Genomic DNA, 14,154 nt, shown 5'->3' with positions numbered 1-14,154 from the left:
ATTAGCGGCGTGAGCGTCTAGCCCAAGCCAATTCAATCTGTTTCATACGTGTCAGAGATTCCAACACAAGGTTGCGCAAGTGTCGACAAAAATCTTCCATAAATAAAGCAGCTTGTTGTGACTTTCGGATCAAAATAGCATCAATCACCAGTTTAAACAGGGTAAATGATTCTTGTAGCTCACGACGCGAGGTATTTAGGGTTAAAAAATAGCTACGACGTAAAGATGGCAACAGTTCTTTATAAAATTGCATCAGATAAGGATTGGCCACCATATCATGCTGTTCTGCTAAATATTTGAAGATTGCATCATAAAATTTTTCAATATCCCCTGCACGAACAAACTCGACCAATTCATCCAACAACGCCTGTAACTGTTCTGCTTCATTGACACGCCAAGTTTCACTGATGCGTTGCACGATATGCCCAAGGACCATCACATTGGTATCAAATAATGCTTTGACTTGTTGAGCAGACATTTCAGACACAATTGCCCCTCGCCGAGGGAAAATCTCAATTAAATAGGTCCGCTCAAGTAATAACAATGCTTCACGGACAGAGCCACGACTCACATCTAATTCTTTAGCGATACGTAATTCTTGAATGCGTTCGCCTTCAACCAGCTCACCGCTAATAATTTGTTCACTAATATATTTTGCAATCTGTTCAGAAAGACTATCAGCCTCTTCGAGATTCATGAGCCCCTCGCTATCTTTGTTATACGCATTTTCCAATGCTGATTGTGCTTTTTTGTTTTAACTGATCTGCCCCCATAAATTCTATATCATTGTCGGACAATTTTATTGCTTTTTAAGCCAACCATCCTAAAAATGAGGGGAAAACTCTAAATTTCAATAAAAACCCAAGGTTTTCTATTTTTAATATCAAATATTTATCTTTTTCTGTAACGCTTGACCACACATCTGAAAGATAAAATCTGATCAATTTTTTTATTGATTAAAATCACATTAAATAAATATTTAACGAATATAATCACTTTTTAAAAGCTTGGTTGAGATCAAGTAATCAGCAAAATTGATCACCTATACACCTCCATCGAGACACTCTTGCCACGATGGAAGTCTATTTAAAGTTCAACTCAACAGCTTAGATCAGCCCTTTATAAATAAAATAACAACCGACCACGACCAACAAAGCTGCAAAGCATTTCTTCAACATTGCAGGAGATAACAGATGTGCCACCTTGGCACCAAATTTTGCTGTGATAAAGCTCATAATACTAATGCCGAGAAAAGCATAAATATGCACGTAGCCAATGGTATTCGGCACATTGATTTGCTCTTTGGCGCCAAACCACATAAAGCCAATCGCCCCTGCAACAGCGATTGGCAAGCCACAAGCCGCTGATGTGGCAACCGCTTTTTGCATGACCACGCCATATCTGTTTAAAAATGGGACGGTTAAGCTCCCCCCACCAATCCCAAAAATCGCAGAGGCAACCCCAATGCCTCCGCCCGCAGCAAACTGCAACGGTGCTGCTGGTAAATGGCGACTTGGATCTACAACAGCATTTGCGCCTCTAAACATTTTATACGCCATCCAAACTGCGAATATGCCAATCGCCAACTGTAGATGTTGTCCCGACATAAGGTCGGCTATTCCAGCCCCTAAAAATGAGCCTAGAATCAACCCTGGCGCTAAATTCCGAAACACAGGCCATAGTACCGCCCCTTTCTTATGATGTGCCATCACCGAGCTGATTGACGTCACAATGATGGTTGCCAACGAGGTGCCGACAGCAATATGCATAATGACATTCGGGTCATAATTCATTTGAGTAAAGACAATATATAAAATTGGTACAATAATTAAACCACCACCCACGCCGAATAGGCCCGCTGTAAATCCTGCGATTGCACCAATCAACAAATATATGATTAACTCCATAAACACATGACCACTCTACTTTTAAAACGATGGATGATTTCGCAACTCGCCAGCTACAGCAATTATTGAATGCAAAAAGTCAATATCCTGAAGTGGTCTTACTCAAAACGACCACGACATCGACCAATGATGATATGCGTGAAATTGCACAAAAAGGCATTACAACAGGCTTGGTGTGCAGTGCACAACAGACGCAAGGTCGTGGTCAGCACCAGCGACAATGGTCATCTCCTGAAGGGAACATTTATTTAAGCACACTGATTCAAAGCAAAACAGCTTTAGATGGGCGTCTTGCACTTGAAGTTGCACTCAATATTTTACAGATGCCAAGCCTGCAAGATTTAAGCTTGCAAGTCAAATGGCCAAATGATTTATACAGCCTACACGGTAAATGGGGCGGGATTCTGGTTGAGCCGCTCTCAGCCAATCAAGCCATTGTTGGGGTCGGCATCAATTTAAATACGCCACCTGTCACTGATGCAGATCAACCGATTAGCTCTTTACACATGTTAGGCTTAGATCAGGTTGACCGATTGGCCTTCATTGCTGAACTTTACACTGCCATTCAACAAGCCTCACGATGGTTTGAACACGGTTGTTATAACTTGGCAGACCGCTTTAATCACCATGCGATTTGGTTAAATCAACCCGTTGAGTTTGAACATGCTCAAGGCAAAGTTCAGGGCATCTTTCAAGGGATTTCAAATGATGGTGCTGTCATGATCCAAAGTACCCAACTCCAGCACTTCTATCAAGGTCGTTTACGACTTGCTTCAGTTTGAGGAAATCATCGTCCTATGAAAAGCTTATGGCTCGATATTGGTAACACACGCTTAAAATATTGGATCACTGAACGAGATCAGGTGATTGAACACGCTGCCGAGTTGCATCTACAGTCTCCTGCTGATTTATTATTAGGTTTAATTCAACACTTCCGTTATCAAAACTTGAGTCGAGTAGGTATTTCGTCCGTGTTGGATACTGAAAATAATCAGCGCATCCAAATCATTCTCGACATTTTGAATATCCCGATTATTTTTGCAAAAGTTCATGCTGATTATGCAGGGTTAAAATGTGGTTATGATGACCCTAGTCAACTCGGGATTGACCGTTGGTTACAAGTTTTGGCTGTGGCACAACCGAATGAAAGTTTTTGTGTAATCGGTTGTGGCACTGCACTCACGATTGACCTAGTACAAGGTTTACAGCATTTAGGTGGTTATATTCTGCCAAATTTATATCTTCAACGAGATGCACTCATCCAGAACACCAAAGGCATTAAAATTCCAGACTCTGCCTTTGATAATTTAAAACCGGGTCACAACACCGTTGATGCCGTTCATCATGGAATCTTACTAGGTCTCATCAGTAGCATTGATCAAATCATGCAGCAGTCGCCAAAGAATCTAATCTTAACAGGCGGCGATGCACATCTATTTGCCAAGTTCCTGAGTCACTATCAACCGCAAGTTGAGTCTGATTTATTACTAAAAGGATTGAAGAGCTATGTTCAACTCAATTCAGCCTTCACTAAAGTTTGAAGCACCTGTAATAATTGTGGAAACTCGGTATAGCCATCTTCTGCACGAAAATGTCCAGCTTGAGTCACCTCAATCAGTTGGGCATTTAACAAATGTGAGAATTTAAAACTTAACGGAACAGGCACAATTGGATCATTACTCGAAAACAACACCACACGACGCTGTATATGTTGCCTCAATATTCCACTTTCAAAAGAGGAATGACAAATAAATGAATCTAATGCTGGCTGCTGAGGTAATGGCTCATTAAAGGCGGCAATAAACACCCCTGCTTTTATGGTTTTTTGTTGGAGCTTAGCTGCGAGAAACCGAACAACAGCCACACATGAAAGTCCATGAGCAACCATGATACTGTGCTCATTCAATTTTTTTAACTGCGCCTCTAAACATGTGTGCCAAATTTCGGTATCTGGGTGGCTTGCATCTGCCAAAAAGATACGCTCAACAGCCACACCCTCATGCTTAAGTTGTTGTTCCAACCATAAATACCAATGCTGGTCAGGATCTGCACTTTCACAATGTGCTATATACACTGTACTACTTGATTTATGCGACATAATTCACACTATTTCAATATAAAACATAGATTTAACGACAATTCTCTTCTTTTAATTATTGATTAGATATTGATATTTTGTATCAATTTTATACAGCGGACTATCATTCAAACTCAATAAAAAAAGGCGCTGATTGCGCCTTTCCTTTTCGATATAGATCGGTTATTTCTTGGAATCATTATTTCCAAATAAAGGTCCCATACCGCCACCACCACCAAATTGTTTTTGCATATTGCCAAACGATTTCAGCATTTTGCTCATACCCGATGGATTGGCAAATTTCTTCATCATTTTTGCCATTTGAGCTTGTTGCTTGATCAACTTATTGACTTCTGCCACATCCATCCCACAACCAGCAGCGATACGCTTCTTACGACTCGGATTCATCAAATCAGGATTGCGGCGTTCTTTAATAGTCATCGACTGAATGATGGCTTCCATGCGCTTGACTTGCTTTTCTGGATTCGCTTTCTCAATCGCGTCTTGAATGCCAGAATTACTCATGCCAGGCAACTTGTCCAAGAAGCCCATCATGCCGCCCATTTTGCTCATTTGTTCAAACTGCATCAGCATATCTTCAAAATTGAAGGTTCCGCCTTTTTGCAATTTTTTCGCCATTTTTTCGGCTTTTTCTTTGTCGATTTTGCGTTCAACTTCTTCGACCAAAGAAAGGACATCTCCCATCCCCAAGATACGTTGTGCAACACGATCAGGATGGAATGGCTCAAGTGCATCGAGCTTTTCACCGATACCTAAGAACTTGATTGGCTTACCTGTGATCGCACGGACAGAAAGTGCCGCACCACCACGCGCATCACCATCAGTCTTGGTAAGAATCACACCAGTCAATGCCAAAGCGTCATTAAATGCTTTTGCCGTATTAGCAGCATCCTGACCTGTCATTGCATCAACAACGAATAAGGTTTCAGTTGGTTTCACTGCCGCATGCAGTTCTTTAATCTCGTCCATCATGTCTTCATCGACATGGAGACGACCTGCGGTATCAACAATCAGTACATCAGCAAATTGAATTTTGGCTTGTTCAATCGCACGATTGACAATATCAATTGGTTTTTCCGACGCATGTGACGGAATAAAACCAACTCCAACTTCATTGGATACAGTTTCTAATTGCTTAATAGCCGCTGGACGATACACATCGGCAGAAACCGTCATTACTTTTTTCTTTTGACGTTCTTTTAAGAAGCGCGCTAATTTTGCAGCAGTGGTGGTTTTACCAGCACCTTGCAAACCAGCAAGCAACACCACTACAGGTGGTTTTGCGCTTAAATCTAATGTTGCATTTTCCTCACCCATCATCTTGGTGAGTTCATCATAGACAATTTTTACAAATGCCTGACCAGGAGAAAGCTGTGTCATGACTTCTTGACCGAGCGCTTCTTCCTTTACCTTCGCGATAAATTCACGTGTTACAGGTAACGCCACATCGGCTTCAAGAAGTGCCATACGTACTTCACGTAAGGTATCTTTAATATTGTCTTCGGTCAGCTGCCCTGAGCCAGTAACATTTCTTAAACTCTGTGTGAGTCGTTCTGTTAAGGTATCAAACATTGCGAAATCCGCTTAAAATGGCTAGTTGCAAAAAAATCTTTCTTAAAATAGAAAATTTATGCATAAGATGCTATAGGATACTGTAGTTCGAAGCGAATTTATATCTTAATGGTGAATATTATTCATCCTCCTAAAAAAGGTTTGACATGATTAGTCTCCCCTTGGTTTACACAATTTTGGCACTTATTGCTTATACCAGTTCGTTTTGGTATTTGTTTATTCGTCTGATGTCAAAACGTACGCCAAATCTTTGGTGTTATGGTCTGATGGTTGGTTTGGGGGTACTGCTACACGGTGCGGTCCTCCATCAAGACATGATGACACCAATGGGCATCAACTATGATGTATTTAACCTTATCTCTTTTACTTCGGGACTGATGTTAGCACTGAGCTTGATCCTAAGTTTAATCCGCCCGATTTTGCCATTAAACCTCATTGGTACGCCTGTCGCAGCGATTGGTTTAATTTTAGGTTATGCCTATAGCCAACCAAATCAATTCATTGAATTGCATAGCTTTGGTTTAGATCTGCATATTATTCTGTCCTTATCGGCCTATGCCGTGCTATTAATGGCGACCATTCAAGCCGTATTACTTTGGTTCCAAGACAGAGAACTCAAAAAGAAACAGAAAAAGCGAATTTGGGTCAACTTACTACCGCCCTTCCAAATCATGGAATCTTTGCTATTTGACCTCATTATTACGGGCTTTGGTTTATTAACGGCTGCGCTACTGTTTGGTTTTTTCACCATTGATAGTTTCTTTGCCCAACACCTTGCACATAAAACGGCATTTAGTATCATCTCTTGGTTTTTATACGGCGCACTACTGATTGGCCGTTACAAATTTGGTTGGCGTGGACGTAAAGCCATTCGTTTTACTGTGACTGCTTTTATTTTGTTAGCCATTGGCTTTATTGGTAGTAAGTTTGTCTTAGAAATGCTTTTGGGGAGTTAAGTTTTTACAATTCTAATAAAACTAGACAGCCAATCTGAAAATGCGTATAACGCTGTTTTCGCTTAACTAGGTAACCATCGTGAAACTTGTGCTCGCCCCAATGGAAGGTCTAACTGATCCAATCATGCGTGATGTCCTCACTCATGTCGGCAGTTTTGATTGGTGTGTCACTGAGTTTATTCGTATTACTGACACGGTCCTGCCTGATCATATTTATTATAATTTCTGTCCTGAACTCAAAAATGATGGCAAAACTGCCGCTGGCACACCTGTACATGTTCAATTTCTTGGTAACAATCCTGACATGCTCGCAGCAAATGCAGCGAAAGTGGTTGAACTCGGTGCACCTGCAATTGATTTAAATTTTGGTTGCCCTGCAAAAACGGTGAACCGTCATCGTGGTGGTTCGGTGCTACTCGATGAACCTGAAACAGTTCACCTTTTGGTTAAAGCCGTTCGTAATGCAGTACCTGCACATATTCCAGTCTCTGCGAAAATGCGTTTAGGTTATCTAGACGAGAATCACACCCTTGAGAATGCCCATGCAATCGAAGATGCAGGTGCAAACTGGCTGACGGTTCATGCCCGCACCAAAGCAGATGGTTATACTCCACCTGCTTATTGGGAAAAAATCCAGCCAATTACTAAAGCCTTAAAAATCAATGTGATTGCCAATGGTGAGATTTGGAGCAATGCTGATGCCAAAGCATGCTTACAGCAATCACACTGCCAAGATTTAATGATTGGTCGTGGTGCAGTCACCACGCCAGATATCACCTTATGTATTCGTCAAAATATTGATTATGCATTAATGAGTTGGCAGGATTTGGTTGAACTACAGCAACGCTTTTTAAGTGGTCAATATAAAACTGAAATCGGCATGATCGGGCGCTATAAGCAATGGTTAGGTATGATGACCAAGGCCTATCCTGAAGCACAACAATTATGGGATCAAGTTAAACGATTGAAACAACTCGAGCAGATTTTGGTATGTTTAAATCATGTTGACTAAAAAACCTGATTTAGGGCAAAAAAAAGCGGCTAATGCCGCTCTCTAAAAACTTTACTTCGTACAGACAATATTACATACCACCGACATTGACTCTCAAATTGGTTACTGACGCGCCTGTCATGCCAATATTACCAATAGATGCATTTGGTAAAGTATTGAATGTACCTGTTGCACTTTGACCAGCTGTTCCTAGAGTCACATTATTTAGCTTCAGGTCAAATTTGCTACTTTCACCTGTATTACCAAAAATCAAACCAGTGTTTTCAATGCCTGCATAAAAGCCATTTAATGCAAAAGCATTACCATCATGACCTGTCAACTGAAAGTCAAAACTAGCACCCACTGGAGCAGTTGTCGAATCGCCAGAAGTTGTATAATCGGATACAAGTAGCATATTACAACCTGTTCCTGTGCCACAAATAGAATTAATCGCTCCACCAAACAAAACCATTTTATCTTGTGGTACAGCGCCTAATTGAATATTCATGTTTGGCTTATTGTTCGTATCAAAAGCGATATCGATATTACTATTTGATCGTAAAATTTCTTTAACATTCGTTTTCAGTATATTACCTGAATCAAAAATTGAATTTGCTGTGTAAACATTTCCAACTAAAGTCGACAGTGTTGTACTCGGCGCAGCATAAATCGAAAAAGGTGAAATACGAATACCATCTACACCATCGAAAGATAAAGCAATATTTGCAAATGCACCATTTGTGCCTATACCACGATCAGTATCAATCACAGCTTTCAACCCCAATTGGGTAGCTGAACCACCTGATAAACCAGATATTTTCACATTCTGAGCAGTTGCCTGTCCTGCAACACCTGCAATGACCAAACCTGCTTTATTTGTATAAGCATCTGGATCGGTATAAGATAAACCATCCTGATCAATTATGGCGATATGCTTAAACTCAAGATCAGTATTTATACCAATACTTAAACCATCTTGCCCTGTTGCTAATGACAAGCTTTGATCATCCATTGGTTGCATCGCCATTGTAAATGGGCTTAATAGCAACAACGATACATATCCTAGTTTCTTATTCATTGCCCTAATCCGTAGACAAGTGTTTAAAATATATACACACCAAGATAACACACTTTTTTCATCTCTCAATCATTTTTCAGATGGGTTAAGTTAGTTACGTGGCATGATACTAAATTGGCTATTCAAACGACCACCTGTAATTGCCATTTCCCCTAAACGTGCACCCTGTCCTGTTTCAGGTGGATACAAATTAATATCACGAATTCTCAATACACCCTCAGTTGCATGTTGTGGGTTAAAGGTAAGAGCTGTATTAAAACTAACCACACCTTCTGCACCATTTTGACCACCTTTAGGTTCAATCACAATTGCATTATCAAAAGCCAATTTCCCAGTGATATTGTCTAAACCAATGGTTGACTTATCGATTGGGTCACTAATTTGTATTGTGTTTTTATCGCCTGTTAACTGGAAATCCCCCACAACATTGAGACGATTGCCCGTTCCATCTGCCTTATATTCACTATTTGGGATAAGCGATAGATTCATATTACCACCTAACCGTAATTTCAAGCCAAATAGAACATCATTCTCATTTGCAAAACTATTATTAGGAGCAGAACTTCCATTGCTACATGCTGAAATTGGGCTGGTCACACAACTTTTATAAGTTGCTCCCGGCAGATAACCAGCCGCGACCTCTGCCGCCATCACGATCAGCATATCTTCTAAACTAACATTCATACTGCCTTGTTCAACACCAATACTACCTGTCCCTTTCATAAGCATATCAATGTTACGCAGCCCCATGTAATAATCAGTTGCGCCATCAATCACTAAAATAGAGGTCGTTTTGTTGCCCAACTTAGTATTATTATTTCCTACATCCCGATCTATACCATAAGTATTCATCGCAAGAGAAAAACCTAAGCGAGGGGTCTGCCCTGAGCCTACGGCAGTTCCTTGAGTATCACCCACCCGATAATAATAGACTTTACTCGCATCAACAGTAGTACCAAACATTGCCATATTTGCATTTAAACCATAAAACGGCAAAGCAAGCCCCCATTGATTATTATTATGTTCAGCAATATTCGGGACACTTTGACCAAAAGTATCATCAGTTCTTGCACTGTTGGTAAAACGCCCACGTTTTGACAATGCTTGGAACTCAGCACCACGAACAGCAACAAGCAAACTATATGGGTTTGTGCTTGCTGTTCCAGTATGAATATTTTGAATGTAGTCTATATCTGTCGTCAGTGTACTGTTATCTCCAAACCGACTGGTTTGAAAAGCATAGTTTGCTGGTAAATAAACTGACTTGGTATCAGCAAGGTTAATATAAACATCACCACTATTAAAAGAACCACGAGTTCCTTGTTGCAAGCCTGTTAAATTACCAAACTCAAAACCATAGGTATTTAGTCCAGCACCACCTATTTCCAGAGTTGTTGCTTTTCCATCACTACCTAACATTGAATCATTATCGATAGTAAAGTCCGCCCCCATTCTGAACCCAATACCAGTATTCCCAATGACATTACTGCCACTTTTCGCCTGACCTAGAATGTTGGTACCATCTGGATGACCATAATTAGTACCATATACTGGGTTGTTTTTCCCCTCACTACTGATCCCACGTAGCTGTAAATAACCATTGACCATACGACCACTTGCACCCACACGAATCAACCCATCTGCGCCTTGCGGACTTTTTGTCAATTGATTAATGGCATATGGATCTGTTTTACTTACATCTTTATTGAGCATGAACTCAAGATTTAAACCTGCATTAGTGAGGTCGGTATAACTACCCGCAATAAGACTACTTCCAGCTGCATCTGGTGCGCGGATAAAATCAACATAGCCATGAGTTGGACTTGATGTGGTTGTCATCCCAGCTTTAGCAACGCCATCAGCATTGGTTTGTAATTTAAATCCTTCAACGGCATCAACAAACATGACGCCTTTACCAAAGAAGTTAAAGTTAAAGTTTTTTAAGATTAACTGATTTAATTCGTTATTTATGTCAGTTTGTCCCAAATAAATATTGGCATTATTAATGCCTAGTTTAAGAGTAGATTGTCCTGTTTTACTGAACAAACCATCCCGTGTATTAAAATCAATATTAATCACTGAACTGGTTTGTATTGCCATATTCCCAATTGGATCACTACAAGTCTGACTAGCTTCTGTATCACAAATTTTAAATTTATCAATCGTAATTAAGGATGGATTGGTTGCAATACTTAAGTCTAAACCAACTTTACCATCAGCATGACTGCCACCATTAATCTTATAACTGGTGCCTGGTGTCAGTGAACTGGAATTACTTTGAGTGATTTTAAAATCCTCAGCAACTGCTCTCAAATTATTATTGGTTGCACTTGCACTTCCTCGTCCAGCATCATCCTCCCAATACAACTGTTTGACATTAACTTCATCAAAACTCGTATTGATTGAAATACCATCTTGACCGTTGACTTGTCGCAATGCACTATCGTCTAGACTTTGCATGGCATAAACCGAATGACTTATCATCAATAGGCTTGCTGCAAGTGTATTCAGCGCAAAATATGCTACGTTGTGATTTTGATTATTTTTTTTCATCACTTCAATCCTTTGAAATCTACACTCAATTAGCAACGTGGATGGCTACCGTCACAACCAAAGACTTTAACCGTTCCTTGCAAAGCTAAGTTACCGTTCATGCGTAATCCCATAAAGCCGGTTTCTTTACCATGATCATAAACTGAGTTTGGTGCATTGGCTGAACTATAAGTTGAGTTTTTTAAATAACCATAGCCACTGGTAGGTGCGGCATTAGGGTCTGTACCCTCTACGACTTTTCCCGTCGCGTCATCAATATAACTGGTAAAGTCATCCTGTTCGATAGACAAAGCATTAAAGCCAAAGTTACGGATGAGGATCGGTGACGTCGCCTCATAACTTAATTGAATTGCAGGTTTAATCGTATCGCTATATACGAGATCCACACCATCCAAGCCAAGTTTTTGGATATCAATCGTTCCCTGTATACCTTTAAAGACTAGCCATAATCTATGTGCAGGATTATCAATGGTCGGGTTACTAATAGGATTATTATTTGCATCTACAAATCGCCTATTCACAGAAATAGCTAAACGACAATACGCAAGATTAATACAAGCACTTTCATCAAAAACATATTTACCATTTTCCAATCTATGATTTAACGAAAGTTGAAGAGATAAATCTGCACCCGCCTGCCCTTCAACTGCCTGTAATTCATGATTATCTAATGCTTGTAACCCTGAATGTGCAACACTAGCACCACATAGTAGGAGTAAAGTAATTAATTTTTTCATTTCTTATACTCCTTTTATAGTCCAGTGGTGGTGATTTTAAGATGTTGAATCAATACACCATCAATCACAGCTGATCCCATATTATTGGTTGGTGAAGAAGTATTTAGTCTATATGTGTTGATATCTGCGTTTGGTGTCGTCGTATACCATCGCCCATCTTCATAACGCGCACCAGGTAATGCACCTGTACTCGGTACAACGAATTTTAAATTTGCATTTCCGTTATCTTGACGAGTATAACCAGTGTTATTAATTGTAGGATTATAAAGCGCAGTATTATCAATATTGACCCAATTCACACCACTGGTCGAATCAAACCGTAGACCATAATCTCCATTACTTCCAGTAGTTGAACCACCACTGGTACGATATTGCCAACGATAACCACTACAGAAAAGACCTGTACAGCTCACACTTGTACGTTGTTGATTCTGTAATTGATAGAAATAATGGTCTTTTGATACAGCCCCACTGCTTAAAGAACCAAAAGAAACCCCAACTGCATCCTGTGTACTATTCCCTTTAAATGCCTGAAGCGTTTTGCCGCCATCATCACTATATACAGTGCCTATACTAATACTACTGTGCGTTGCATTTGAACCTTGATAGGTTTTTCCACCTAAAGTTACATTATTACCGCATTGATATATATTACAGGTTGATCCTTTATAACTTGGATCTAAGCCTGTGTAATCTGTATATATTTCTTTATAAATACTTTCTTTGTTAGGAATACGTGCAACTTCCAAGCTAAAGTTTTTACCATCCGAACCTAAAATCACAGGTTGGTATAAATTACCCAGCACTAGATTGGTATTTAAGTTATAAATAAAAATCCCTTCATTATTGTCAAAATTTGGCGCATTTCCACCATGAATGGCTGGTGTTGTTAAATTATTCGTATCAGATGTTTCTCTTGTACTTAAGCGAAGTACACGATCATTTAGACCTGTTGGTGCCGTCCATTGACCTGTTGCCGTTATTTTCGTTGTCTGGCTACGAATACGATACTGTACTACACCAGTCCCACCCGGATTACTAGTTTGGGCTGGGCTATATCGAGGTGTCCAAATATTTGATCCTGAACCACAGGCTGTACACGTCTCACTGCCTACAAGCCCAGGCAACGTATCGGTTCTTGTTGAGGTTGGTGTATTCATGGTCATGCCAGCTTTTAAATCAGCACCATCACCGCTATTAAAACGGAATACACCAGACAGACCCAGTGTATTGTTATAAAATGGGCTGAGTCCACCTGTCGTTCCTGCACCATCTAGAGTCTGAAATATTTTTAAATGACTACCATTTAAACTAAATCCATTCCATACTCCCTGTAACCGCAGGCGATTAGCACGACTTGCATCAACACTTGTACCAATTAAACCAACATTATTTCCATAATGGAATTGATCTGCTGCACCATCCACTTTATTTGGATTTCGTACAAACGCATCCGCCCATAACCCCAACTTTAAGTTATAAGCATCACTCCCAGCGATATCCAGTGTACCCACCTCATAAAGAGGGGCTTCCAAAGCAAGGTAAGTTATTTCGCCTGTATCTGTATTTGGAGTACCACCATCTGGTGTAAATGTAGGGACATTAGGTTCAGTCTGAACTTTTAAAATCCATGGATTACTTGCAGTACCCCAACTCCGAATTGCATTAATTGCATTTCCATCATCATTTAAACCGACACGCTCATTATGGTTATTTGCACGATTTGAATTGGAAGCTGTAACCGCTAATCCGTATAAAAACAAGTCAGCCTTACCAACAGCACGATCGCCTGAATCAATACTGCCATTATTATTTGTATCTGCTGCTGTAAGTGACAAAGGTCCGATTGGAAGGTAGTTGATATAACCTGTGTCTAGTTGTCTATTAAGTAAATCTGCTTGCGTGGTTGTTGCTTTTTCCCCCTGGAAGATCATATACGTATTTTCAGGGAGCAATGCTATCCCCTCACCGATGGCTTGACTTAACCCCTCATCAGAGATTTCCTGTAATGCAAAAGCTGATTGGCTGACACACAATCCAATTAAACTCGCTAAAACAGTCTTTTGAAATGAATCCATATGGAGTATAGCCATCTTGACCTTCCTGTTACACGATGCTCCGCACCTACGTTATATTTTTTCTTTCATCCCTATGAGTGATTTGTTCAAAAACCTGCTTCCTAGCATCACTCAAAATATAGAATAGACGAATCATACCGATCTAATCTCAGGATTTATTATGCCGAATAATTACACAAATGCA

12 protein-coding genes are annotated in these 14,154 nt (G+C 40.1%); 4 read left to right on the top strand and 8 right to left on the bottom strand.

What is annotated here, in order from left to right; all coding sequences use genetic code 11:
- Window position 1: 1 nt before the first annotated feature.
- Window positions 2-697: a GntR family transcriptional regulator gene (locus MMP72_RS06885; protein ID WP_004669914.1), complete on the bottom strand. Its 696-nt coding sequence runs from the start codon at window positions 695-697 to the stop codon at window positions 2-4.
- A gap of 409 nt (window positions 698-1,106) precedes the next feature.
- Entirely contained in the window at window positions 1,107-1,907 is an 801-nt protein-coding gene (locus MMP72_RS06880; RefSeq protein ID WP_241315785.1) for a sulfite exporter TauE/SafE family protein, read from the bottom strand.
- Window positions 1,908-1,936: 29 nt separating this feature from the next.
- Here MMP72_RS06880 and MMP72_RS06875 point away from each other — a divergent pair, with 29 nt between their 5' ends.
- Both MMP72_RS06875 and MMP72_RS06870 read left to right on the top strand, forming a co-directional pair.
- On the top strand, window positions 1,937-2,689 hold the full coding sequence (locus tag MMP72_RS06875) for a biotin--[acetyl-CoA-carboxylase] ligase (protein ID WP_241315783.1): 753 nt from the start codon (window positions 1,937-1,939) through the stop codon (window positions 2,687-2,689).
- 15 nt (window positions 2,690-2,704) lie between these two features.
- On the top strand, window positions 2,705-3,448 hold the full coding sequence (locus MMP72_RS06870; protein WP_241315781.1) for a pantothenate kinase: 744 nt from the start codon (window positions 2,705-2,707) through the stop codon (window positions 3,446-3,448).
- Here the strand turns inward: MMP72_RS06870 and MMP72_RS06865 are convergent.
- Both MMP72_RS06865 and ffh read right to left on the bottom strand, forming a co-directional pair.
- Window positions 3,418-4,005, bottom strand: coding sequence for an alpha/beta hydrolase (locus MMP72_RS06865; RefSeq protein ID WP_241315779.1), 588 nt, complete (start codon window positions 4,003-4,005; stop codon window positions 3,418-3,420). The two genes, MMP72_RS06870 and MMP72_RS06865, sit on opposite strands and share 31 nt — an antisense overlap.
- Before the next feature lie 162 nt (window positions 4,006-4,167).
- A complete protein-coding gene (ffh, locus tag MMP72_RS06860) occupies window positions 4,168-5,577 on the bottom strand; it encodes a signal recognition particle protein (RefSeq protein ID WP_241315777.1) in 1,410 nt (469 codons plus the stop codon).
- 146 nt (window positions 5,578-5,723) lie between these two features.
- Between ffh and ccsA the strand changes: the two genes are divergently transcribed.
- Together ccsA and MMP72_RS06850 are read left to right on the top strand one after the other, a co-directional pair.
- A complete protein-coding gene (ccsA, locus tag MMP72_RS06855) occupies window positions 5,724-6,533 on the top strand; it encodes a cytochrome c biogenesis protein CcsA (protein ID WP_241315774.1) in 810 nt (269 codons plus the stop codon).
- A gap of 79 nt (window positions 6,534-6,612) precedes the next feature.
- Window positions 6,613-7,545 (top strand): tRNA-dihydrouridine synthase, encoded by a 933-nt coding sequence (locus MMP72_RS06850; RefSeq protein WP_241315772.1) that lies wholly within the window; start codon window positions 6,613-6,615, stop codon window positions 7,543-7,545.
- A 70-nt stretch (window positions 7,546-7,615) separates the two neighbouring features.
- On the opposite strand, the gene MMP72_RS06845 is transcribed toward MMP72_RS06850, so the two are convergent.
- The 4 genes from MMP72_RS06845 to MMP72_RS06830 form a co-directional block, all read right to left on the bottom strand.
- A complete protein-coding gene (locus tag MMP72_RS06845; RefSeq protein ID WP_241315770.1) occupies window positions 7,616-8,602 on the bottom strand; it encodes a DUF6160 family protein in 987 nt (328 codons plus the stop codon).
- 90 nt (window positions 8,603-8,692) lie between these two features.
- Complete coding sequence (locus MMP72_RS06840; protein WP_241315769.1) at window positions 8,693-11,155, bottom strand: DUF6160 family protein; 2,463 nt, start codon at window positions 11,153-11,155, stop codon at window positions 8,693-8,695.
- 29 nt (window positions 11,156-11,184) lie between these two features.
- Window positions 11,185-11,892, bottom strand: coding sequence for a hypothetical protein (locus tag MMP72_RS06835; RefSeq protein ID WP_241315768.1), 708 nt, complete (start codon window positions 11,890-11,892; stop codon window positions 11,185-11,187).
- Window positions 11,893-11,906: 14 nt separating this feature from the next.
- The gene (locus tag MMP72_RS06830) at window positions 11,907-13,985 is read right to left on the bottom strand and encodes a hypothetical protein (protein WP_241315767.1); all 2,079 of its coding nucleotides are present in this window, start codon (window positions 13,983-13,985) and stop codon (window positions 11,907-11,909) included.
- Window positions 13,986-14,154: the final 169 nt, after the last annotated feature.

It is taken from the genome of Acinetobacter sp. NIPH 2699 (assembly GCF_022549355.1).
Classification (GTDB): Bacteria; Pseudomonadota; Gammaproteobacteria; order Pseudomonadales; family Moraxellaceae; genus Acinetobacter.
The sequence above is the reverse complement of the archived record's forward strand: the minus strand, read 5'-3'. Positions and strand labels throughout refer to the sequence as shown.

Excerpts from the sequence above, each read along its gene's own strand:
- MMP72_RS06885 (WP_004669914.1), bottom strand. The coding sequence starts at position 697 with ATGAATCTCGAAGAGGCTGATAGTCTTTCTGAACAGATTGCAAAATAT.
- MMP72_RS06880 (WP_241315785.1), bottom strand. The coding sequence starts at position 1,907 with ATGGAGTTAATCATATATTTGTTGATTGGTGCAATCGCAGGATTTACA.
- MMP72_RS06875 (WP_241315783.1), top strand. The coding sequence starts at position 1,937 with ATGGATGATTTCGCAACTCGCCAGCTACAGCAATTATTGAATGCAAAA.
- MMP72_RS06870 (WP_241315781.1), top strand. The coding sequence starts at position 2,705 with ATGAAAAGCTTATGGCTCGATATTGGTAACACACGCTTAAAATATTGG.
- MMP72_RS06865 (WP_241315779.1), bottom strand. The coding sequence starts at position 4,005 with ATGTCGCATAAATCAAGTAGTACAGTGTATATAGCACATTGTGAAAGT.
- ffh (WP_241315777.1), bottom strand. The coding sequence starts at position 5,577 with ATGTTTGATACCTTAACAGAACGACTCACACAGAGTTTAAGAAATGTT.
- ccsA (WP_241315774.1), top strand. The coding sequence starts at position 5,724 with ATGATTAGTCTCCCCTTGGTTTACACAATTTTGGCACTTATTGCTTAT.
- MMP72_RS06845 (WP_241315770.1), bottom strand. The coding sequence starts at position 8,602 with ATGAATAAGAAACTAGGATATGTATCGTTGTTGCTATTAAGCCCATTT.
- MMP72_RS06840 (WP_241315769.1), bottom strand. The coding sequence starts at position 11,155 with ATGAAAAAAAATAATCAAAATCACAACGTAGCATATTTTGCGCTGAAT.
- MMP72_RS06835 (WP_241315768.1), bottom strand. The coding sequence starts at position 11,892 with ATGAAAAAATTAATTACTTTACTCCTACTATGTGGTGCTAGTGTTGCA.
- MMP72_RS06830 (WP_241315767.1), bottom strand. The coding sequence starts at position 13,985 with ATGGCTATACTCCATATGGATTCATTTCAAAAGACTGTTTTAGCGAGT.